Source organism: Paraburkholderia youngii, assembly GCF_013366925.1.
Taxonomy (GTDB): Bacteria; Pseudomonadota; Gammaproteobacteria; order Burkholderiales; family Burkholderiaceae; genus Paraburkholderia; species Paraburkholderia youngii.
In genome coordinates, this window is record NZ_JAALDK010000001.1 from 2,119,969 (window position 1) to 2,142,185 (window position 22,217).

Here is a 22,217-nt window from a genome sequence, read left to right on the forward strand (position 1 = left end):
TGGCGGCAATGGTGAGTATCGCGTGATTCGCAGGCAACGTCTGACTTGGAATTATGCGCCTGCAGTGTGCAATGCGTCCGTTTCGCGCAGTCAGGTAATACCCGCTGACGGGTCGTCGAAGAATTGTCACAGTTGGGTTGGAAAGGGCCGCGTCGCTGCGGCGCGGCAATGCCGCGCGAGGCTCAACGCGCGGGCTTGGCCGGTGCGGGTCCCGGCACGGCCGCATTGCTGTCGTCGGCGCGCTGAGTGAGCCACGCGCGAATCTGCGCGGCGGTCCACGCGGGATCGTCGTGCGGCAAGTCGTGGCCGGCCCACGGATGCTCGCGATGCGGCGCGCCCCACGCCGACGCGAGCTTCGCCGAACAGACCGGATTGACGAGCCCATCTGCCGCCGATGACAAAATCAGCAGTGCACACCCCGGCGCGGCGGGCGCCGCGCTAAAGCGGGCGGCCGCCCACAATTGCCGCAGCGCATTCGCGCGACTCACCGGTGCGCTGCGGCGGATGTTGGTCCAAGCGGCGAGATCGGCTCCCAAGGTGTCGAGGTTGTTGCACGTGAGGCGATGGATACCGCTCTCGGCATCGGTTGCATCACCCCAATGCGCGGCGACGCCGAGCAGACCCGGCCACGCCGAGGGCCGCAGCCGCTCGTGCATGCGGCTGAATGGCCGCATGCTCGTATTGATCAGCACGAGCCGTTCGATTTCGCCGGGATGCCGCTGTGCCCAGTCGGTCGCGACCATGCCGCCGAGCGACATCGCGATTATGTTGTAGGGGCCCGGCATGCCCGTTTCGAGCGCCGCCTGCCGCACGAAGGCGACGATGCCCGCGACGCTCGCGGGCGCGCGCCGCCGCACATATTCACCGTTGCCCGGCAGATCGAGCAGCAGCAAACGGAGGCCGGTCGTGGTCGTTGCGTTGGGGGTGGCGGCGTCCGGGCTCTGGCCCAGGGTTTCGCGCAACGCCGCCGGCAAGCGCCCCCAATGCCGCGTTTCGCGCGTCAGTCCGCGCAGCAGGATCCATGTGCTCATTCGCGATCCGGCCTGTACCAGTGGTCGAGCGCGCTTTGCAGCAACTGCTCGCGATGGTTGCCTTGCGGCAGCCAGCGCCGCGACGAAAACGCCGCGCGCGCGAGGAAGTCGAACAGGTTCGCATGGCGCCGCAGCACGCGCGCGGTGCGATGCTCCATGACCGGATTGAACATGCCCTGCCGCGAAAACAACTGGCGCGGGTTCTTCTTGATCCACAGCCACGAGCCGAGTTCGAGCGTCATCGGCAGGAAGATGTTCGGCACCGGCGTGCGGTCGTACGCGTAGTCCCACAGATCGCCGTGCAGCAGATACTGATGGCTTTGCGGCTCGAACGTGTAGCCGTGATGCGGATGCGCGTGTTCGAACATGCTCTTCAGCATGTACATCTCGGGAAGATGCGGCATCTGCTGACGGGTTCGCGCGTACGGAAACCAGATGCTGTCGCTCCAGCCGTAGCCGGAATGGCAATCGAGCGCGATGCTCAGCGGCCGCGCGGCGAGTTGCGTTTCGACCACGTGCAGCAGTGCGGCCGCCTCGACCTCCATCGGCTCGCCCGCGCGGCCGCGATACCACGGTAGCCACGCGCCGACGCGCTGGCCGCCCGCAAGCAGAGGCACACGCGCGTCGGCGTCTTGCGGTGCGTTGCGCATCAGGTCGACGCCGCGCGGATTGGCACGCGTCGCTGCCCACATGCCGCCGGGATTCGCGATCGGTAAAAAGATCAGCCGGATGGACTGCAATTCACGCACCAGCAGTTCGTCCCATTCGAGCCGCGCGAGCAGCGAGCGCATATAGTCGAGCACGAGTTGCGAACCGATTCGCTCGAGCCCGTGAATGCCGCCGAAAAAGCCAATGGCCGGCGCGAGCGGATCGGATGAACCGATGCTCGCGGTATAGATGGAAAAGCGCCGGCTGCGTACCTCGGTCTCGCAGATCGCGCGGATTTCGAAGCTCGCCCTGCCCTGGTCGAGGATTGACTTGAGATCTTCATATTCGGCAAAACTGTCCGGAAGGAAGCTCAAAGGTGTCGGCATGACGGCGTGACCGGGGTGTCGGGATTTTTAAGGGCGGCCGGGAAAGACGCACTATAGCCTGGCTGTGTGTCAGTAGGCGCGGGCGTCCAGCCAAGCGGCAGCTGCGTGGGATCGAGGTCTAGCGCCGCGTCGATGCGTGGGCCGTGCCGCGGTTAGAGACAAGGAGATAAGCAGATGCAAACGCTTGACGCAGCTGACGCACCCCGTGAATTCGTAAACATCGACTCGGGCATGCCGGGAAACGAAACTCGTCGGACTAACGCACAGTTAACCAGACTCGGAAGCACGGAATTGACTGGACTTCCCGGAAAGCGCCGACAACGGGAGCGAGTTCTCTGGTCGTCTGCTGGACATATGGGCGTACCACTACAAGGTACAGATCGACCTCAGCCGTCCAGCCAAACCGACGGATAACAGCTTCATCCAAACATTCAACGGTTGCTCATTCCGGGACGAATGCCTGAACCTGCACTGGTTCGAATCTCTGGCGGAAGCGAAACGCCAGATCGAGGCCTGGCGGCGGGACTACAATGAGACCCGGCCTCACATGGCGCTGGACGATTTAACACTGGGCGAATTTGCCCGGCAGCACAGTCTTCGGTCGTCGGCATAAGGCTCATGAAAGGCCAGACACTAACACTGCTACATGTCCAGAAAACCAAAGCGGTTCACCATCGTAGGATGCTCACATCATCTGCAAGTGACAGTCCTCAGATCGGCAACCCGATACCGGCTCTGTAAGTAAGCCGGCGCGAGGGGAGATGGTCGGTCGCTTAGTTCTTGTCTTGGACCGAAAATTGAAACGGTATCTCTGGCTGCGCAAATCTGAGCCGAAGTTGGCTTAGAGCCGGGACCGGGACAAAGCGCTGATTCTCAAACGCGTAGTACGTCACTAACAACCCAACGCGGGATTCTTGTGCATCATCGAACAGGTAACTGTTCTTCGGAAAGGCAAGCTTGCCGTCCTTCGTCGCCACTACAGCCAGACATGACGAAAGCAGACTTGGCAGATGCAACAATGTCGGCTTGCGAGCTAGAGGGTTCACCAAAAGGAATATCTGCTGGTGCCGGTCGGCTTCGCCTGAACCACTGCCGTACTCTTCCATACACAGAAGCGGAGGACGATTGCTCGTCCCTCCCGCCAAGAACACCTGAGCGTTGCCCGGATAAATGTCTATTGCATACTCATCCGGAAACGTCGTCGCGCGCGCAAAGCGATAGCTTTTGCCATTGACCGTTATGCGATTCTCTGCAACCTCGATTCGCACAGGCTTTCCGTCCAGAGTGGTTCTCAGTTCCGTGTAACTACCCTGCCCCCCGAGATCTGAATAAAGTTGGAGAGGCCCGGCAGGTTGCTTGATCGGGGCACCGAACACCACGCCCGGCTGGGCGGAATAGAGCGCATCGTAACTGTCGTAAGATCGGACCGCGTGTGCATTGCTCGACATGACGGCCAGAGCCGCCATCAGCATCACGGTGGATTTCATCGGTATGCCTTTGCTCCGTTAGCGTTCAGGTAATCTGGGTTGTGCCGCCAAAATACGGTGCCACCGTGAGCGGCCGTCGAAACCCATACCGAATCGTAGCGGCCGCGTTCGCCGCCGTCGACGATTTGCCCAGTCTTCTTATTACGGACTCTCCAATACTTGATGACTTCGCGCCGCTTCTCTGGCACGCCGAAAATGTTGTCAGATGGGGAGCCCCATTTGAACCCGTCTAGCACCTTGGGACGGCTCGCGTATCTGGTCTTGAAGTCCAGCCCGTCCCACCAGAATGCACCGTTCGACGGGTCCGGTCCATCGTTGGCTAATGCCTTTTGAGCCCAATCGAGAGCCAGCTTAATCCCAGGATTCGGTTCAATTTCACTGTCAGTGGCACGCATCAATTTGTTGAATCTAGCGTTGGAACCATCCCATGCGTAGGAATAGTTCGGGTCTGCGGCGCGCAACTCGGACACGGTCTTTCCGCCCCATGCACGACACCGATTTGCCACGGCAAACGCAATTCCCCCGATTTCATGCGGGTCGTTGGCCGTGGATGCCTCCCCGTAAGCGATCGCGGCAAGCAATCGCACCTCCTGGCTGATTGCGCCGCTCCTCGCACATCCCCCTCACGCCACGCCACGAAGGTTAGATTCGGATGCCGCTTCAATGAGAACGCGCGCGTTCTCCCGCCTGCCAGCGTCGCGTCGTCGACAAGACATTGACCATCGCTGGATAGCCTATAGGTCATCCCTTCGACGGGAGACTTGGTCTTCGCGTCAACAAGCTCGAAATATTGCTCGAGTTCCTCAAACTTCGGCGCTGCCTTGCGTCCGCGACAATTGCACGCCCATGCGTAACCCAGCGCTTCGGCCATGGCATAACCGGATTTCATCTTACGAACCCTGTCAAACGGAAAGAACTCGCCGGTTCCAGCGTTCAGGGCCTGAGCGCGCGGCGTCGGCGGGAAGTTTGAATAGATCGAAATAGGTGATACGGCAAAGGTCGCATTCTTCCTCGACTGTCCAATCCTTTCCACTGCTTTGCTGATTCAGTTGCTCCATTACACTCCTCAAGAGTTTTCAGACGACGCCTCGCGAATTAATCATCGAAACGGACCACGGTCAACCGCTTTAAATCGGGATAAGCCCGTTTTGGACAGAGTGGCCGTTACGAATCCTTCCTCAACGAAGCACTGACCGGGTTCAATCCATAACGATAGGGCGACTCAATGTCGCCATTCTTTCATCCTGCGCCAGCAGGAATATGCAATAGAAATCAAGATACCGGACACAGTCGTAAATAGTTGTCAAAACGCCCTTATCCCGATTTAAGGCGGTTGACGGCTAAGCATCTTGGATGGTTTATTCGCGGGTGTGCTTCAACCTGAACCATAGCCCGTCGGACACTGGTGCCATTGTTACGCATGGTCGAGGTCTGATGGTCTGAGATCGACAATTAACCTATGGATGTCCAATGTACGAAAGAATGCGCTCCGCAAAGGAGATCATTGAAGAAATGAAGGCTGGCTTTTCGGATATGTTCGAGGGATCAGATGGCCGGGAATGTCTTGGTTGTCGTATTACATTCAAGATATACAAAGGATTTACTGATATGCCTCACGCAATGACGACGAACAAGAAAACCGGAGAGTGGATTTCGATTAATGCGATCAGGGCTCTCCCAACTGGTTACGACATGACGCGGGCTTTAGGGCAAGACGACGAATGCCGCTGTCGCAATCGATCTGCGGGCCCGTTCGATGAACAGTTCACGCTAAAAGACCACAACGGGCGCGCGCTACCCGAAACCCTTTATACGGTCCGTTTGCCATCGGGCGAACTGACGCACGGCGTTACAGATCACGCGGGGCGTACAGCCCGGTACAGGACACGCGGCGCGCAATCCATCGACATTTACATCGGTCATAGGGGGCGCAATGCCTGATGCGCTTGCAACAGTACTAACAAATACAGACCCGAATTCGTGTGTTGACGTGCATTGCAGTAGGCACGGCAAACCCTGGCGTCTTTCGAATGATGGATTGGCGTTTATGGCCGTGTGTGAAAGTGGCGTTTTGAACGGAACTTATAAGGGCTTGCCCGTTGTTGATGGGATGATCCTTAAAGTCTATGTTGATAGCAAGGGATATCCTACAGTTGGATTCGGGCATAAGGTTCTTCCCTCAGATCATCTGCACGTTGGCGATGTGATTTCAGTGGAGCGTGCGCGACAACTCGCAAAAACAAATTTTGAAGAATGTGAGTCTGCCATTAATCGCCGGATACGGGTTCCGTTGCTCCAGTATGAATATGATGCACTAGTAAGCATGGCTTTTAACGCCGGACCGGGACATGGAATTGCAGAGCTGGTTGACAAGGTCAACACCGCAGAATACGGTAAATTACCGGCCTATATTCGCGCGTATCGCGCGCGAGGAATTGAATGGAGGCGCGCACTTGAGGCACGACTTTTTGAAACAGGGAATTATGATGCACAGCACGGGAAAGGCATTGTCATATAGACTTATCAAATGTTTTGTATTAGTAGTGGCTTTGGGCGGCTTTCATTCAATATATGCCGACGAAGCTATAGATGATTCGAACTGTCTACAATATCTAGGCGGTGGTGGATTCGGAGACTTCGATTGTTACGAAGATCATGCCAGGAGCCTGGAGGCTGATAACAAGAAGGTTTCTAATGCAATTTTGGTCGCGCACGGCGTTTCCAGAACGAACAAGATCGAGTTGATCCGTTATATGCGAGTGCAAGATGACGCTGTGAAAGCTTGCGATCTTGCGATTAAAATTGAATATCCGTCAGCAAAGGAAAGAGCAAAAAGAAATCACATAGAACTATATGATGTGATGGCGGCCCGTTGCCACTATTCAATTCGGAAGCAGCAAAACGAGTTCCTGCGCGACCTCGATTCGATCAAAACGGATTGAAGATCATATAGACGCACGTCAACCATGCCCCCGCTTCGGCGGGGCTTTCATTTGGGCGGTGCGTCGTGGCAGATCGCGCGCCGTGTCACGCGACGAACCGGCACCACCACTTCGCATAGGCCATGTCGCCGATGAACTCGATACAACTATTAACGACTGTGTCGGGTATCTCGATTTCAATTGCATATTCCTGCTGGCGCAGGGCGAAAAAAAGGCGGCATTGCGCCGCCTTTATCGACAGGGATCGAAACTGGTTAGTGTTGCGTCCACGAAGCATCCATCGCCGCCAGTTTCGCGTTCACGCCTTCCGTAGCGTCAGCGAGAATCGCAAATCATGTCATCCGTATGTCACTCTCCGTTCAAATCAGCGACTTCAAGCTGACTTCGTTCTGCCATCCCGACGACACATGACGCCGCGGGAAAATTCGACACAGAAAGATATAGTCGTCTAGACGTTGCGATGCCTTCACTCAACCGTCACAGTCGCTTTCTAGAATGAGACCCACACATGCCGGCAGTGTCCGGATGCATCGAGGGAATACAGATGGAAGCGATCCGGGAAGCTATTCGAATCGAACGTTTGAGCAAAACGTTCGGCAACGGCCGTAAAGCGCTCGACGAAATCGATCTGCGCGTCGCGCCCGGTGAAATGGTCGCGCTGATCGGCGCGTCGGGCTCGGGAAAATCGACGTTGCTGCGGCATATCGCGGGCTTTACCGCGTCGGACGCGCAGCCGTCGCAGATCGAGATTCTCGGCCGGCCGATCCAGCAGAACGGCCGCATCGTGCGTGAAGTACGCAGCATTCGCCGCGACATCGGCTTCGTGTTCCAGCAGTTCAATCTGGTGAACCGGCTGTCGGTCGAAACCAACGTGCTGATCGGCGCGCTCGCACGCCTGCCGTGGTGGCGGCGTCTCTCCGGCCGCTTCCCGCGGGCGGAGCGCGCGTTGTCGCTGGCCGCGCTGCACGAGGTCGGCATCGGCGAGCATGCGCGCGAGCGGGCCGCGAACCTGTCGGGCGGTCAGCAGCAACGGGCCGCGCTCGCGCGGGCGCTGGTGCAGCGCGCGCAAATCGTCCTCGCCGACGAGCCGATCGCGTCGCTCGATCCCGAGTCGTCGCGTCGCGTGATGGACATGCTGCAAGCGCTGAACGTCGAGCATCGGATCACGGTGCTGGTGTCGCTGCACCAGGTCGATATCGCGATGCAGTACTGCCCGCGCACAGTCGCACTGCGTCGCGGCAAGGTGGTCTACGACGGCCCTTCCAATGCGCTGACGCCGGCGGTGCTAAAGAAACTCTACGGCGACGATGCGCGCGAACTGTTCGACGACGCGACGCACGACGCCGACGACACTCACGACGCGCCCGACGCCCCCGACACCGCCGCCCCCGCGCGGCCGGACACCGGCCCCGCCGCCGCGCGCTACGCGTTCGCGCTGAACGCCGCGCCGTCGAACTGAAGCGCGCACGCCGTCGCGACCTCCTGATTCGCTCCATCCACTCAACCGGACCTCAACCGATGAAACTCCTGCGCTCCCTGATCACGCTCGCGGCCGGCGCTGCCGCTTTTACCTGTGTCGCCGCGGCCCACGCCGAGGACATCAACCTCGGCATCATCTCGACCGATTCGTCGGCGGTGCTCAAGCAACGCTGGGAACCGCTGATCGATGACATGAGGAAACAGACCGGCCTGGACGTGAAGGCATTCTTCGCGACCGACTACGCGGGCATCATCGAAGGCATGCGCTTCAACAAGGTGCAGGTCGGCTATTTCGGCAATGCGTCGGCGATCGAAGCCGTCGATCGTTCGAATGGCGAAGTATTTGCCAAAGTCGAGCACGCGGACGGCCAAAGCGGCTACTACTCGCTGCTGATCACCAATGTGAACAGCCGCTTCAAGACGCTCGACGACGTGTTCAAGGACACGAAGAGCGTCACGCTCGGCTTCGGCGATCCGAACTCGACCTCGGGCACGCTGGTGCCGGGCTACTACCTGTTCGCGAAGCACAACGCGCCGGTCAAAACGTCGTTCAAGAGCGTGCTGCCGTCGAGCCATGAGGCGAATCTTCTGGCCGTCGTCAACAACAAGATCGACATCGCGACCAACAACAGCGAGATGATGGACACGCTGAAGCAACAGCATCCGGACAAGTACGCGCAGGTGCGTGTGCTGTGGACCTCGCCGCTGATTCCGTCGGACCCGCTGGTGTGGCGCAAGGATCTGCCTCAAGCGACGAAGGACAAGCTGCGCACATTCTTCCTGAACTACGCGAAGACCGGTCCGCACGAAAAAGCAGTGATGGCCGCCATCACCGGTTACAGCGGCTTCTCGGCATCGTCGGATCAGCAACTGCTGCCGATCCGCCAGATCGTGCTGTTCCAGCAGAAGCAGAAGATCGAGAGCGATACGCATCTGTCAGATAGCGACCGCAAGACGCAATTGGCCGCGCTCGACGCGAAGCTGAGCGCGCTCGGCGCCGCACAGCAGAAGCAATGAACACGACCGATCTGATCGTGTCGCCGGCGCGCGCGAGCGAAGCGGCCGCCGCTCAGGCGGCGCAATCGAAAGATCGTGCCGGCAAGCGCAGCTGGTGGTCGTTGCTCGGTTGGATCGCGGTGCTTGCGGTGCTCGGCGGCGCGTGGCACGGCGCCGACATGCGTCCGCTCGATCTGCTCAGCGACTCCGCCAACATGGGCACGTTCGCGGCGGACTTCTTTCCGCCCGACTTCACCGAGTGGCGCACCTACTTGCACGAGATGTACGTGACGCTGGCGGTCGCGATCTGGGGTACCGCGCTTTCGCTCGTCTGCGCGGTGCCTTTTGGACTGATGTCCTCCCACAATCTCGCGCCGCAATGGCTTCTGCAACTGGTGCGCCGCCTGATGGACGCGTGCCGCGCGATCAATGAAATGGTCTTCGCGATGCTGTTCATCGTCGCGGTCGGCCTGGGGCCGTTCGCCGGCGTGCTCGCGCTGTGGGTACATACGACGGGCGTGCTCGCCAAGCTGTTCGCCGAAGCGGTCGAGGCAATCGATCCGCGCCCGGCCGAAGGCGTGCGCGCCACCGGCGCCACGCGCCTCGACGAAATCGTCTATGCGGTGCTGCCGCAAGTGCTGCCGCTGTGGATCTCGTACGCGCTGTATCGCTTCGAGTCGAACGTGCGCTCGGCGATGGTGGTCGGCATGGTCGGCGCGGGCGGCATCGGGGTCGTGCTGTACGAGGCGATCCGCTCGTTCAACTATGCGCAGACGGCCGCCGTGATGATCATGGTGATCGTCGTCGTGACGGTGATCGACCTCGGCTCGGCGTGGTTGCGTGAGCGGGTGATCTGAACACCGTTGGAGCGCACCGCGCTTCAGTTCTGAAAGACAACGGGCAAAGCGTACGGCGCTTTGCCCGTTTTTCATTGTCTCCCCGGCTCAAATTTGCCTTCGAGTTGCCCGACAGCACACTTCCCCGGAAAGTCTTCCGCCAGCCAGCAACGCCTCGTCCCCTTTTCCGCGCCGGGCTCCTGGTGTATTTATGGAGGAGAGAAAGTACCTCGGACGATCCAATCGACCGTCGGCTACTGGTAAAGTCCTCTTCAGATATTGCGATTCTCGCAACGCGCGACGATCGTGTCGCTGCGGCGATGCCCTGCTCGGCCTTGGAACGTATGACAAACGTAGCTATGCGCGGCACCCAGCGTCTGGCGGTCATCGCCGCCCCGAGCCTGTTGCTGGCCGGGTGCGTGCTGCGCGGCGCGCCATCGTTCGAGATCTTCGGCGCGTACTTCCCTATCTGGCTGCTCGGCGGCGTAATAGGCCTGCTCGCGGCGCTGCTCGCCCATCGCCTGTTCGTTGCGACAGGCTGGGCATCGATCGTCCCGCTTCAGCTTTCCGTCTGCCTCGCGATCGGACTCACGGTCGCGGTGCTCGTCTGGCTTTCGGGCACGGGACACCTGCTATGAAAATGGCCGGCACATCGAGGGCTCCGCTCAAAGGCCGCCTGATCGCGGGCGCGATTATCCTGATCGGCCTTGCGGCCGCGTATTTCGCCTACGACCGCACGACGCGCTTCCCCTCCACCGACGACGCGACGATCGACGCCGACGTCGTGCATATCGCGACACCGGTCGGCGGACGCATCGTCAGGCTTGCGGTGCAGGAAAACCAGCGGGTCGCACAAGGCGACCTGCTGTTCGAAATCGATCCCGTGCCGTACCGCCTCATCGTCGCGCAGGCGCGGGCCGATCTCGAGCTCGCGCGCGCAGCGCTCGAAACTCGTCGCAGGACGATCACGGGCGAGCGCGCCAACGCGGCGGTCGCCGGAGATCAGGCCAGCAAGGCGGCGCACACCTACGCGCTCGCGACGCGCAACGTGGAGCGCCTCGCGCCGCTGGCGGCGAAAGGCTACGTACCGGCCCAGCAACTCGATCAGGCGCAGGTTGCGCAGCACGAAGCCGGGCTGTCGCTCAGTCAGGCGCGCGAGCAGAAGCAGGCGAGCGCCCAGACGATCGGCGACGATGCCGATGCAATCGCCGCCGTGCACGCGCGCGAAGCCGCGCTCGCGCTCGCCCAGCACAATCTCGATGAAACCGTGGTGCGCGCGCCGCACAACGGCTACGTCACCGGCCTTTTCGTGCTGGCCGGTGAAACGGTCGCACCGAATCAGTCGATCTTCACCCTCGTCCACGCGGACGAATGGTTCGCTGTCGCGAACTTTCGCGAAGGCGCACTCTCACGGATCGCGCCTGGCGATTGCGCGACCGTGTATTCGATGATCGACCGCAGCCAGCCGATTCACGGCAAGGTCGTCGGCATCAGCGCGGGGGTCTCCGATACGGATCGGCTCAACCTGCCGCGCTCGCTGCCGCTGGTGCAGTCGTCGGTGAACTGGGTGCGAGTCGCGCAGCGCTTCCCGGTGCGCGTGCTGCTCGACGAACCGGCCGAGCGACTGGTGCGCGTCGGCGCGAGTGCGATCGTCGAGGTGAGGCATGGCGCGGCGTGCCGTTGACATGGACAGCGCGGCCGCCGCCGGTTACGTCGAGCGTCCGCTGCGGCCCGGCGTCGCCGACCTGTTGAAACTCCTTGCGCCTTTTCCCGGACGCGCCGCGACCGCGGCACGCGTCGCGCTGATCTGCGCACTGACGGTATGGGTCACGAGCGCGTACGGCACGCCCGAAGCGGCACTGTCGGCCTACATCGTGTTCTTCATGATCCGGCCCGACCGGACCACCAGCTTCGTGACCGGCGTGGCGCTTCTGGTGCTCGTCAGCATCGTAATCGGCCTCGTGCTGGCGGTGGCTATCGTCGTGGTCGACTATCCGCCGTTGCGCGTCGCGGCCATGGCCTTGCTGTCGGCGAGTCTGCTGTTCGTCACGTCGGCAAGCAAGCTACGGCCGGTGGGCGCCATCGTCGCGATGATCGTCGGCTTTGCGCTCGACCAACTGGGCCGCGTGCCGGTCGGCGAACTGGCGACTCGCGCGCTGCTGTATGCGTGGCTGTTCGTCGCGATTCCGGCCGGTATGTCGGTCGCGGTCAGTCTCGTGTGCGCGCCGTCGCCGCGTCGGCTCGCGTCGCGCGAACTGGCCGAACGTCTGCGCCTCGCCGCGCGTGGCCTGCGCGAACCCGGCCCCACGCGCGATGCGCTCGACGCGGCGCTGCGCAAAGGCAACGCGGAGATCGGCTCGTGGCTGAAGATGTCCGCTCTGGAAGGAACGTCGCTGCGAGCCGATGTCGTTGCGCTCCAACGTGCCGCGGTGTCGAGCGTCATGCTGCTAGCCGCGGTCGACCTCGCGTGCGGCGAAGCGTCGGCGCGCCTGCCGGCTTCGTTCGTCGAACCGATCGCGACTACGCTGGAGGAGATGGCGCGCATGCTCGACGCTGGCGGCTACCCGGTCGACATCGAACTGACGTTGCCCTCGTCGGCGCCGCTCACTCCGCTCGCACGTGCGGTAGCCGACACGCTGCACGATACGATCACGCGGTTTGCCGAGCCCACTGTCGAATCCGGAGCCGCGCACGACGCGCCCTCGCAACCGGCGCCGCCCGCGCCGCACGCCGGCTTCTTCGCCGCCGACGCTTTCACGAATCTCGACCACGTCCGCTACGCGCTGAAGACCACAGTCGCGGCGATGTTCTGCTATCTGCTGTACTCGCAGCTCGACTGGCCCGGCATCCACACCTGCTTCATCACTGTCTACGTCGTGTCGCTCGGCAGCACCGCCGAGACCGTCGAGAAACTGGCGCTGCGCATCGCCGGTTGTATCGCCGGCGCGCTCGCGGGCACCGCAGCGATCGTGTTCCTGATGCCCGCGCTGACCTCGATCGGCGAGTTGATGGCGGTCGTGGCCATCGGCGCGGGCTTGTCGGCGTGGGTTGCATTCGGCTCGCCGCGCATTGCGTATGCGGGCTTTCAGATCGCGTTCGCGTTCTTCCTCTGCGTGATCCAGGGCGCGGAGCCCGCCTTCGATCTGACGATCGCGCGGGACCGGACGATCGGCATCCTGATCGGCAACGTGGTCGTCTATCTGGTGTTCACACGGGTGTGGCCGATCAGCATCGCCGCGCGCGTCGAACAGGCGCTGGCCGCACTGCGCGAGCAATGGGCACGCCTTGCCGCGCCCGGGTACGCCGGCACGCGACGCGCCGACGTGGCGGCCGCGCTGGCCCGCGGCCGGGCGCTGCGCGAGGATGTTGCGCTGATGCATTACGAGCCGTCGTGGGTGCGGCCCGGACCACAGTGGCTCACCGCGCACCACCGCGAATTGGCCGGCCTCGCCGCGCTCGAAGCGCCGATGCTGCTGCTCGTCGAACGACAGCCCGCCGCCGCGACGATCGAAGGCTGGCTGCAACGGCTCGCGGCCGTCGCGCATGGGCAACCGCCCCGCGTCGATGCAACGACCACGACGCAACGGCCGGCGCCCGACGTCACCGACCCGCCAAGCGCCGCGCTGCAAAGTCTCGGCGACGCACGCCTTGACGAATTCGAACGCGCGGCGTCCGCCGACGCGGCAAAGGAGTAGTCGAATCATGCGTCGACTCAACCCGCCCATCGCGCTGGCGATATTCGTCGCGGCAGGCTTGAGCGGGTGCGCGACTTCATCGCTCGACATGGCGCCCGACAGCTCCGCGACGCCGTGGCAGCCACAGACCGATGCAGCGGGCGCCATCGTGCCGGGCGCTCACGCGCCGGGTGCGCCGTCGGCATCGACCACGCCCCGCTATCAGCTGCCCGCCAATCCGGCGCTCGCCGCCGTGCCGCCGCCACCCGCGCTCGATCCCTCGCACGCGTACGAACTGCCCGAGTTGATCGACATCGCGGAGTCGGCCAATCCGTTGACCCGCATCGCGTGGAACGATGCGCGCAACGTGGCGCTCGCGGCCGGCATCGCGAAGAGTGCTTATCTGCCGCAATTGTCGGTCGCGGCGATGGCTCACTACACGGGCGGCAAAAGTTCGGACACGTCGCAGCTCGGTCAAGCGTCGATCAGCGGCGAGACGCACGGCGTGACCTCGGTGCTGTCGCTGGAGTGGCTGCTGTTCGATTTCGGCGGGCGGGCCGCACGTGTCGAGGCCGCATCGCAGGCCTCGGTGGTCGCCAACATCGGCTTCACCGCAATCCATCAGCAGGTGATCTACGACGTCAGCGTCGCGTTCTACGCGTACCAGAGCGCCCGCGCTCGCCTCGGCACCGCAAATCAAAGTGTCGCGAACGCCGACGCGATTCTGTCCGCCGCGCAATCGCGCTATCAGCGTGGGGTAGGCACCGTGATCGAAGTGGCCCAGGCTCGTCAGAACTTCGCGCAGGCAAAACTCGGCCTCGTGCAAGCCGAGGGGGCCGAAAGCAACGGTTACCTCGCATTAATCTCCGCGATGGGCATCTCTCCACTCGCCAAACCCGCGATCGCCGACATGCCTACCCACACACTATCGCCGGCGATGAGCGAGCCGATCGACCGGATCGTGGCCACGGCGATCGCGCGGCGTCCGGACGTGCTGAGCGCCTACGCGGCGGAACGCGCGAACCTTGCGAAGATCAAGGCAGCCGAGTCCGACTTCAAGCCGAAAGTGTTCCTGTCGGCGTCGGCGGCGTACAACTCGAACAGTTCGTCGATTTCGGCGGTGCCAGGGATCGGCCAGCAATTGCCGACCGTCAATCTGAGCGGCAACCGTTATGGCGGCACCGTGGTGGTCGGCGTGTCGATTCCGCTGTATGACGGCGGCTTCCGCTCGGCCGTGCTCGCACAGGCACGCAACGACGCCGACAGCGCATCGACCCGTCTCGCGCACAGTCGCGAAGAGGCTGTGCGGCAGATCGTCGGCGCGCAGAACGCGCTGCAAACGAGCCTGAGCGCGCACACCGCCGCGAAGGAACTGCTCGCCGCCGCGCAAACGACCTACGACGCCGCGTTCGACGCCTATCGCCACGGCGTAGGTTCGATCACCGATGCGCTGCTCGCGCAGAACCAGTTGCTGGCCGCGAAGAATGCCTACGCGGACAGCTATAGCGGCGCGCTGTCGGCGGCGGCGGCGCTTGCGCTCGCGACGGGTTCGATCGATGCTCCGGCCGGTGCGGGCCCGGACTCGCCGCTGGACGCGCCTGTCAACTAACGCCGCGCTGCTGCGTCGTCCCCTTCCTGCCGCCGTGCATCTGCTGGAATGATCACGGGCTCGCGACCGCACTGCGGTCTTTCCTTGCCTCTTCGTCCGATCCCGCTGTGGACGGAACCCTTTGTCGTCCTGCCGGTGCTGTTCTCCGCACTGCTTCACGCATATCGCTGGTCGGTGCGATCGCCGAAGTCACGCTGAGCGACGGTCGCGAATTCGGGCATTTCACGATGTGTAGTCAACGCGTGTAATTCACCACCGGCACGGAATAAGAAGTCGGCGCGAAATCGGTCCGGCCGCCGCGCTGCGACGAACCATTCGACGGCGCACCGTAGCCACTGTTCTGCGCAGCCTGGTTTTGCCCCGCGACCTTTGCTTCGCCCGCCTGGATATTGGCCGGATAGTCCATCGAATTCGCGTTGGACGGATCGTGCACCTGCGCGCGCGAGAGCGGCTGATTGGCCTGATTCGACTGCGCAAACGCCGCGATTGGCGCGGCAATCAGAGCGGCGATAACCCCTGCTTCGATCAGCGACCTGATGGACTTCATGATTTCCAACCTCCAGAGATGGCTTCATCCGATTGCCGCGGAGCCTCGCGCGGCAGCAAAACCAGTTTAGGAGCCGGTCAGGCCGCGCAGTAAGCCCTGAACCATGAATTCACTGTTGCCATAGCGACCACAATTCGAAGTCACCACGTTCCGGCGCGGCGTCAACGCGATGAACTACACTGATAACGCCAAAGACGCGCCACAGCCATCGCATTCGATCGAGGAGATAGACGCTCATGTCGCATCCCGTTGCCCTGCCGTCTTACCGCGACAGCGTGCGCGCCGAATGGGTCGACTACAACGGCCACATGCGCGACGCGTTCTACCTTCTGATCTTCAGTCTCGCGACCGACGAGCTGATCGATCTGATCGGCTTGCCCGATGCGGTGCGCAAAGAGCGGCATCGATCGATCTACACGCTCGAAGCGCATGTCAACTATCTGCATGAAATCAAACGTGGCACGCCGGTGCGTGTCGACATGCGCGTGCTCGGATACGACGCGAAACGTCTGCATGTGTACTTCGAAATGTTTGCGCTGGACGCGACGCAAAGCCAACGCACCGATCCCGTCGCCGCTGGCGAGCAGATACTGCTGCACGTCGATACCAGCGGACCGCGCGGCGTCGCTTTCGATCCGGACGTCAAAGCGCGCGTTCACGAACTCGCGCAATCTCATGCGGCATTGCCGCCGGCGCGTTTCGCGGGACGTGTAATCGCATTGCCCTGCGCAACGCAACGGGAAGCACTACCCGAACGGAGTGACCATGCTTGAGCCGGAAATCGCCGCGTTTATCGAACGAGCCAGTGCGCTCTATCCGTCGCATCACGCGGCGATGACGACGCGCGAGCAGCGCGAACTGTACGACCGTTACGCTGCCACGCTGACGCCGCCGCTGCCCAGCGAACTCACCACACAGGACGCAAGCTTTCGCACCGACGCGGGCCATGCGATCCCGCTTCGGCTCTACCGGCATCGAGCGAAGGCAAGCGAACACGGCACGAACCGCGGCACGGTGCTGTATTTTCATGGCGGCGGATTCGTGCTCGGCTCGCTGAACAGTCATCAGATGATGACCGCGCGCCTCGCCGCGGACACCGGCCTCGACGTGATCGCGGTCGACTACCGGCTCGCGCCTGAGCATCGCGCGCCGGCCGCGCACGACGACTGCCTCGAGATCACGCGTGCCGCGTTGAACGACCGCCTGCCGTTCGATCTGCCTGACCCCGCCGGATTGCAACTCGCCGGCGATAGCGCCGGCGGCACGCTCGCGGCAAGCGTCGCGCTGCGCTTGCGCGACAACGGCGTGAGCGGGGTGCGCGGCATCGCGCTGGTTTATCCGATGCTCGGCACCGAACCGCAACTACCCGCGCGCGACACCGAGGCCAATGCGCCGATGCTGACGCTCGCGGACGTGCATAAGTTTCGCAACGCGTACTGGGGGACAAGCGGGGGAAACAGCGGAGGAAGAGACGAAGAGAAAGGCGACCGCACGCCCGGCCCCGCATGGACGATCCCGCTCGCCGCAAGCCGCTTCGACGGACTGCCGCCGACGCTGGCCATCGGCGCCGAGCACGACCCGCTACGCGACGACGCGCGCGTGTTCGTCGAGCGGATTCGCGAGGCTGGTGGAGATGCCCGGCTGCTGATCGGCACGGGGCTCGTGCATGGATGCTGGCGCGCGCTTGAAACGAGCCCAGGCGTGCAGGCCATGCACAGGGCTGTATGCGATTTTCTCCGCGAACGCGCACGCCATTAGCGCAGCGACACTAACCGCCGCGCCCAGTGCGCTCCCGCGCGGTTCAGCGATTGCGCTCAGCGCGCCACCGCGCGAACGTGACGAGATCGAGGCCGACCTCGCCCGGCTCGATGCGGGTCCAGCCGAAGAACGCGTCGTCCCAGCCGGGAATGCTTTGCGGCGTCAGCGACCGGAACTTCATGCCGGAACGATACGCGAGGTCCGGCCAGAACAGTGGCATCACCTCGCGCGTGGCGAGCTGGCGCAGCAGGTCGGACGGGCCACCCTCGTCGGCGACGATTTCGCCCTGCGAGATCCAGTCGTTCTCGGCCCACGCGACAAATACGCTCGGGTTGCCCGCGGCGTCGAACATCAGGATCACGTTCTGCTCGGGCCGCCAGTAATACTCGACGATGCCCTGCGCGGCCACCACTTCGTCGATCACCTTGCGGGTGCGCGGATCGCAGTAGGTCATGCCGTTTTCACCGAGCGCGAGCCAGCCCGACTCCCCGCAATGGCGGCTCTTTGCGTCCTTCAGGAAATGGGTGAGGCGATTGGCCGAATCCGCATCGGTCTTGCGCAAGTACAGATCGACGATGCCGGCGTTAAAGGCTTTCACCGCGACGGTTTCATCGGCGACGCCGGTGAGCAACACCTTCGCGCAACGCAGATGCGAGATCGACGACAGGAATTCGACGCCGCCGATGCCCGGCATGTCGTAGTCGACGACGACCGCCGCCACTTCCTCGAAGCGCGACGGCCGCGCGACGATGTCGCGTTCAGCCGAGGTCTCGACGAAGCGCTCGACACCCGGCTCGCTCAGACACGCCGACGCCGCCGCGAATTCGAGCGAATTCTCGCGCGCGTGCTGGCGGATATAGTTGAGGGCCGCTTGCGGCCGCGTGAAAAACAGGTTCGTGTAGGTGCCCGGAAAAAACCGGCGAAGCGCGTCGAGGTAGCTGTCGTTGTCGTCGACGAAAACCACCGTGGACGGATAAAAAACGGGAGGTCGAATAAAGTTGTTCATATCTTCACGTGTTTCCCACGCCGCCGCGAACGCGCCAGACCAACCGGTCGGCTGGTGGATGTGGCGTTTCACAAAGCGACTGCCCAAGGTATGCCGGGCAATGTCTCGCCCGCGGGTCCGCATGATCAATGGGTTCTTGTCGCTACTTCCGGTCACCGCCTGCCGTCGCCGCTATCGACGCTGTTCGTGCATCTCGGATGGCTCAGTCTGGCGGGCCTGCCGGCATGTGCACTGCGAGCCAGTCGCTGCAAGTCACATTTACACGCCGGATAATCGAACTATGGCAGCCGGTCGTCTGCAATGGTTCGTATAGTACAGGGTCCGGGCATTGACGGCACAACTTAAATCGCTTTCCTGCAGGCGCCTATCGCGCAAATGCGGCGCGACTGATCGATCGAAAAGAAAACCGCGGAACAGGGAAAAAATGCCCGCTTCGCTCGCGCCGGCCAAGCCTATCGCGGCAGCCGCGCACCGTTCCGGTGCCAGGTCCGATCAGACATCTACCATCATGACGCGTCGCAATATGCCGACGAGAAGCGTCGCTGGCGAAATGGTCGTTTATCATCAGTCAATCGCAGTTGCTTAATGGTTGTTGCTTAGATATGACGAATACCGGGAAGATGATGATAGTTGGGCTGCTCGTGATCGATGCGGGCGTCGCCGGTTATCTGCTGTACCCCAGGGACGATCAGGTGCCGGCCGTGACCGGCTCGGTGACTCGCAGCGTCACCGGCACGGTCGAATCGCAACCGCAGACGGACACGGCGCGTGCCATTGGCGGCAGCATGAGGCCGGCGCAACCGGTGAGCCCGCCAGCGCCGCGGGCGGACATCGCGAACAACGCCCCGATCGCGCCGCAATCGGCGGCCCCGCGGACGGAGTCGGCTGCTCCGGCACCACCCGCTCCGGCCCAGGCTCAGGCACTCGCCCCGGCACCGCCTCCAGCTCAGGCGCAAGCTCCGGCACCCGCTCCCGCACAGTCCTTCCCCGCAACAGCGGCCTCGCCCGCGCCGAGCGTCACGCCCGATGCCGGCCAGACCGCCAGCGGCCGCATCGACAACGCAGCGCCGGCTGCGGGCAATCCGGCCGCGGTCGCGCGCGAGCGCTCGAAACCGCAGTCGTACGCGCAGCAAAGAGCCCAATCGAGGCCACAGTACGGGCCGCGCATCGACCAGACGACCCAAGGCCGCCGGCGCGACGACACGCACCCGAACGGCGCCAACCCTGTCGCCGCGATGCTGACGGATCAACTGGTCAAGGAATCGGCGAAACCGGACCCTTCGCTGCCGATGCCGTCTGGCGTCACCGTGCCGATGCCGTCTGACAATGGCCCCGGACCTGGCCCGGGTGTCGGCCGCGGCAGCACGAATCCGGTCGCGTCGGCGATGACCGATAAGCTCGTGCGCGAATCGTCGAAAGTGGGACCCACTCAGGGGCCCACTCAGCCCCCGGCTGAGCCGCCGATCCTCAACAAACCCTGAGCGACGCCGGGCTCACGGCCGCGACGCCACCTCGTCGAGATGCGCGAGCAGATCGGCCGGATCGTCGTAGACGCGCAGTGCGCCCGCGCGCTCCAGTTCCTCGGTGCCGTAGCCACCCGACAGTACGCCGACGCCGAGCGAGCGGCAGCGGCGCGCGGCGAGCATGTCCCAGATGCTGTCGCCCACCACGACCGTGTGCTCGATCGGGACGCCGAGCCGCTCCGCCGCGGCGAGGAACAGGTCGGGATCGGGCTTCGCGTATTTGACGTCGTCGCGCGTGACGACGACCGCCTTGGCCGGATCGACGCCGAGCGCCGCCAGATTCAGCGACGCGGTTTCCATCCGCCCGCTCGTCGCGACGGCCCACGGCGTGCCGGCTTGCGTCAGCGCGGCGAGCAATTCGCGCGCGCCCGGCAGCGGGCAGACCTGCGCGCGCATCCGCTGATAGGCGGCCGCATGCGCGTGCCGCAGCCGTTCGGCGCGTTCGACGCTGATCTCGCCGTGGGTCTCACGCAGCAGCTGGTCGGTGAACAGCCCACCGCTCATGCCGATCTTGCGATGGATACGCCAGACGGACAGCGGGATACCCTCGCTGTCGAGCGCCTCTTTCCACGCCAGCACGTGCTGATAGACGCTGTCGACGAGCGTGCCGTCGAGGTCGAAAAGAAAGGATGTCTGGATACGCATGCCGGCCTCCGGTGATGATGGGTTCAGTCACTATGCCATGTGTCGATGAAGCGGCCAGGGCGGGCCGCCGCCTTTCAGCACGTCCCGGCACTAACCGATTTGCGCGAATTACCACGGATTCGCGCGTATTTCCCCCGATTTCGCCGTGCCCTCGCCCGGCGCACACCGGAACACGGTAAGCTTCGCCCCTTCGTTGTTTGCGCCGTCACCGTTTTTCGAAAAAATCCCCGCTTTATTTCTCCGCTGGACGACCCGAGCGCGATTTCCGCGCCCCGCGTCGGGCCCGAGCACGCCGCGTGCTTGTGGCTGATTCGCTAAATCACCCGCTACCCGGTTATCCAGCCATCGGCTCACTGCTGTCCGGAATAAAAAGCGAGGAAATAACCGACGCTACGACATCCAGCGAATCGCGCAACGAGCCCAATCAGTCCAAAAACACGTTAGTCAATCAAGGAACCCGCGATGAAAAAGACCCTGCTCGCCGCCGCGCTGTGCGGCGCCTTCACGATATCGGCGCACGCCCAAAGCGGTGTGACGCTGTACGGCCTGATGGACGCTGGCATCGTCTATACGAACAACCAGCTCGGCCACAGCAACTGGCAGCTCGCGAGCGGCACCACGCAGAACACGGTATTCGGCCTGAAGGGTTGGGAAGACCTCGGCGCGGGCCTGCGCGCAGTTTTCAAGCTCGAGCAGGGCTTCATGATGAACAACGGCGCGCAGGCGTTCGCCGGCAGCGGGTTCGGCTCGCAGGCATGGCTCGGCCTGCAAAGTGATTCGTACGGCACGCTGACGTTCGGCCGCCAGTTCGACATAATGAACGACGCCGTCGGCCCGCTGACGGCTGGCTACAACACGTGGGGCGGTAGCCTCGCCGGGCATCCGTTCGAAAACGACAACCTCGCCGCGAACTCGGTCGTGATCAACAACTCGGTCAAGTACGCGAGCCCGCTGTACCACGGTCTCACGGTCGGGACGATGTACTCGTTCAGCAACAAGGCCGGCGGCTTCGCGAACAACCGCTCCTACGGCTTCGGCCTTTCGTACGCGCGGGGCCCGCTGAACCTGGCGGCCGGCTACCTGCAGTTCGACAACGCAGGCAACGGCGCCGGCGCCGTGACCACCGCCGACACCAGCGCGAACTTCATCGCCAGGCGCCAGCGCGTGTGGTCGCTCGGCGGCAACTACACGTTCGGACCGGCGAGCGTCGGTCTCGTCTGGAGCCACACGCAGATCGACGACGTCGCGGGCGTGTTCTCGTTCGGCACCGGCGGCTATCTCGGCGCGGCCGGCGACGCCACCGGCACGCTCAGCGGCGCGCTGCGCCTCGACAACTACGAGGTCAACGCGAAGTACGCGCTGAGCCCCGCCTGGAGCGTATCGGGCGCATACACCTTCACGCACGGCGCGTATAACGGCTCGTCGCCGGCATGGAACAGCGCGATGCTGCAGACCGACTACGCGCTCAGCAAGCGCACCGACTTCTACCTGGAAGGCGTGTACCAGAACGCGCACGGCGCACCGGCCGATTCGGTGTTGTCGCACGCGATGATCAACACACTGTCGCCGTCGTCGACGAATTCACAGGTCGCGGTCACGGTGGGCATGCGCCACGCGTTCTGATGCGCGCGCGCCGCGACGGTGAGATGC

General features: G+C 63.1%; 22 protein-coding genes and 2 pseudogenes. 15 read left to right on the forward strand and 9 right to left on the reverse strand.

What is annotated here, in order from left to right; translation table 11 throughout:
• Positions 1 to 182: 182 nt before the first annotated feature.
• Both G5S42_RS09805 and G5S42_RS09810 read right to left on the reverse strand, forming a co-directional pair.
• Positions 183 to 1,031, reverse strand: coding sequence for an alpha/beta fold hydrolase (locus G5S42_RS09805; protein WP_176106568.1), 849 nt, complete (start codon positions 1,029 to 1,031; stop codon positions 183 to 185).
• Positions 1,028 to 2,065, reverse strand: coding sequence for a M14 family zinc carboxypeptidase (locus tag G5S42_RS09810; RefSeq protein ID WP_176106569.1), 1,038 nt, complete (start codon positions 2,063 to 2,065; stop codon positions 1,028 to 1,030). The genes G5S42_RS09805 and G5S42_RS09810 overlap by 4 nt, the downstream gene beginning before the upstream one ends.
• Positions 2,066 to 2,378: 313 nt before the next feature.
• On the opposite strand from G5S42_RS09810, the pseudogene G5S42_RS09815 reads away from it, so the two are divergent.
• A pseudogene (locus tag G5S42_RS09815) lies at positions 2,379 to 2,678 on the forward strand (integrase core domain-containing protein); the annotation flags it as partial.
• A gap of 160 nt (positions 2,679 to 2,838) precedes the next feature.
• Here G5S42_RS09815 and G5S42_RS09820 read toward each other — a convergent pair.
• From G5S42_RS09820 to G5S42_RS09830, 3 genes and pseudogenes are all read right to left on the reverse strand, one after another.
• Entirely contained in the window at positions 2,839 to 3,552 is a 714-nt protein-coding gene (locus G5S42_RS09820; RefSeq protein WP_176106570.1) for a hypothetical protein, read from the reverse strand.
• Positions 3,549 to 4,139 carry a hypothetical protein gene (locus tag G5S42_RS09825; RefSeq protein WP_312883550.1) on the reverse strand — a complete coding sequence of 197 codons (591 nt, stop codon included), beginning with the start codon at positions 4,137 to 4,139 and terminating at the stop codon, positions 3,549 to 3,551. Before G5S42_RS09825 ends, G5S42_RS09820 begins: the two co-directional genes overlap by 4 nt.
• A gap of 221 nt (positions 4,140 to 4,360) precedes the next feature.
• Positions 4,361 to 4,610, reverse strand: a pseudogene (locus tag G5S42_RS09830) (hypothetical protein); the annotation flags it as partial.
• 412 nt (positions 4,611 to 5,022) lie between these two features.
• Between G5S42_RS09830 and G5S42_RS09835 the strand changes: the two are divergent.
• From G5S42_RS09835 to G5S42_RS09845, 3 genes are read left to right on the forward strand one after another with little or no spacing between them, the layout of a single operon-like run.
• Entirely contained in the window at positions 5,023 to 5,493 is a 471-nt protein-coding gene (locus G5S42_RS09835) for a hypothetical protein (RefSeq protein WP_176106571.1), read from the forward strand.
• Positions 5,486 to 6,070 (forward strand): lysozyme, encoded by a 585-nt coding sequence (locus tag G5S42_RS09840; RefSeq protein WP_176106572.1) that lies wholly within the window; start codon positions 5,486 to 5,488, stop codon positions 6,068 to 6,070. The genes G5S42_RS09835 and G5S42_RS09840 overlap by 8 nt, the downstream gene beginning before the upstream one ends.
• A complete protein-coding gene (locus G5S42_RS09845) occupies positions 6,060 to 6,494 on the forward strand; it encodes a hypothetical protein (RefSeq protein ID WP_176106573.1) in 435 nt (144 codons plus the stop codon). The genes G5S42_RS09840 and G5S42_RS09845 overlap by 11 nt, the downstream gene beginning before the upstream one ends.
• Before the next feature lie 85 nt (positions 6,495 to 6,579).
• Here the strand turns inward: G5S42_RS09845 and G5S42_RS09850 are convergent, their stop codons facing one another.
• On the reverse strand, positions 6,580 to 6,771 hold the full coding sequence (locus G5S42_RS09850; RefSeq protein WP_176106574.1) for a hypothetical protein: 192 nt from the start codon (positions 6,769 to 6,771) through the stop codon (positions 6,580 to 6,582).
• A 267-nt stretch (positions 6,772 to 7,038) separates the two neighbouring features.
• On the opposite strand from G5S42_RS09850, the gene phnC reads away from it, so the two are divergent.
• The 7 genes from phnC to G5S42_RS09885 all read left to right on the forward strand — a co-directional run bounded on the left by phnC (position 7,039) and on the right by G5S42_RS09885 (position 15,088).
• Entirely contained in the window at positions 7,039 to 7,953 is a 915-nt protein-coding gene (gene phnC / locus G5S42_RS09855; protein WP_176106575.1) for a phosphonate ABC transporter ATP-binding protein, read from the forward strand.
• A gap of 59 nt (positions 7,954 to 8,012) precedes the next feature.
• Entirely contained in the window at positions 8,013 to 8,990 is a 978-nt protein-coding gene (gene phnD / locus G5S42_RS09860) for a phosphonate ABC transporter substrate-binding protein (RefSeq protein WP_176106576.1), read from the forward strand.
• Positions 8,987 to 9,826, forward strand: a complete 840-nt coding sequence (gene phnE, locus G5S42_RS09865) for a phosphonate ABC transporter, permease protein PhnE (protein WP_176106577.1) — start codon at positions 8,987 to 8,989, stop codon at positions 9,824 to 9,826. The genes phnD and phnE overlap by 4 nt, the downstream gene beginning before the upstream one ends.
• Positions 9,827 to 10,149: 323 nt before the next feature.
• Positions 10,150 to 10,443: a hypothetical protein gene (locus G5S42_RS09870; protein ID WP_373685679.1), complete on the forward strand. Its 294-nt coding sequence runs from the start codon at positions 10,150 to 10,152 to the stop codon at positions 10,441 to 10,443.
• Positions 10,440 to 11,489, forward strand: a complete 1,050-nt coding sequence (gene mdtN / locus G5S42_RS09875; RefSeq protein WP_176106578.1) for a multidrug transporter subunit MdtN — start codon at positions 10,440 to 10,442, stop codon at positions 11,487 to 11,489. Before G5S42_RS09870 ends, mdtN begins: the two co-directional genes overlap by 4 nt.
• Position 11,490: 1 nt before the next feature.
• Positions 11,491 to 13,500 carry an FUSC family protein gene (locus tag G5S42_RS09880; protein WP_176110462.1) on the forward strand — a complete coding sequence of 670 codons (2,010 nt, stop codon included), beginning with the start codon at positions 11,491 to 11,493 and terminating at the stop codon, positions 13,498 to 13,500.
• Positions 13,501 to 13,507: 7 nt separating this feature from the next.
• Positions 13,508 to 15,088, forward strand: a complete 1,581-nt coding sequence (locus tag G5S42_RS09885) for a TolC family protein (RefSeq protein ID WP_176106579.1) — start codon at positions 13,508 to 13,510, stop codon at positions 15,086 to 15,088.
• Positions 15,089 to 15,323: 235 nt separating this feature from the next.
• On the opposite strand, the gene G5S42_RS09890 is transcribed toward G5S42_RS09885, so the two are convergent.
• Entirely contained in the window at positions 15,324 to 15,635 is a 312-nt protein-coding gene (locus G5S42_RS09890; RefSeq protein ID WP_176106580.1) for a hypothetical protein, read from the reverse strand.
• A 236-nt stretch (positions 15,636 to 15,871) separates the two neighbouring features.
• Between G5S42_RS09890 and G5S42_RS09895 the strand changes: the two genes are divergently transcribed.
• Positions 15,872 to 16,408 carry a thioesterase family protein gene (locus tag G5S42_RS09895; protein ID WP_176106581.1) on the forward strand — a complete coding sequence of 179 codons (537 nt, stop codon included), beginning with the start codon at positions 15,872 to 15,874 and terminating at the stop codon, positions 16,406 to 16,408.
• On the forward strand, positions 16,401 to 17,393 hold the full coding sequence (locus tag G5S42_RS09900; protein WP_176106582.1) for an alpha/beta hydrolase: 993 nt from the start codon (positions 16,401 to 16,403) through the stop codon (positions 17,391 to 17,393). Before G5S42_RS09895 ends, G5S42_RS09900 begins: the two co-directional genes overlap by 8 nt.
• A 43-nt stretch (positions 17,394 to 17,436) precedes the next feature.
• Here G5S42_RS09900 and G5S42_RS09905 read toward each other — a convergent pair whose 3' ends face one another.
• Positions 17,437 to 18,399, reverse strand: a complete 963-nt coding sequence (locus G5S42_RS09905) for a response regulator (protein WP_176106583.1) — start codon at positions 18,397 to 18,399, stop codon at positions 17,437 to 17,439.
• Between the two features lie 620 nt (positions 18,400 to 19,019).
• On the opposite strand from G5S42_RS09905, the gene G5S42_RS09910 reads away from it, so the two are divergent.
• Positions 19,020 to 19,880 carry a hypothetical protein gene (locus G5S42_RS09910; RefSeq protein WP_246391916.1) on the forward strand — a complete coding sequence of 287 codons (861 nt, stop codon included), beginning with the start codon at positions 19,020 to 19,022 and terminating at the stop codon, positions 19,878 to 19,880.
• A 12-nt stretch (positions 19,881 to 19,892) separates the two neighbouring features.
• On the opposite strand, the gene G5S42_RS09915 is transcribed toward G5S42_RS09910, so the two are convergent.
• Positions 19,893 to 20,567 carry an HAD family hydrolase gene (locus G5S42_RS09915; protein WP_176106585.1) on the reverse strand — a complete coding sequence of 225 codons (675 nt, stop codon included), beginning with the start codon at positions 20,565 to 20,567 and terminating at the stop codon, positions 19,893 to 19,895.
• Positions 20,568 to 21,029: 462 nt separating this feature from the next.
• Between G5S42_RS09915 and G5S42_RS09920 the strand changes: the two genes are divergently transcribed.
• Positions 21,030 to 22,190, forward strand: a complete 1,161-nt coding sequence (locus tag G5S42_RS09920) for a porin (RefSeq protein WP_176106586.1) — start codon at positions 21,030 to 21,032, stop codon at positions 22,188 to 22,190.
• Positions 22,191 to 22,217 lie beyond the last annotated feature (27 nt).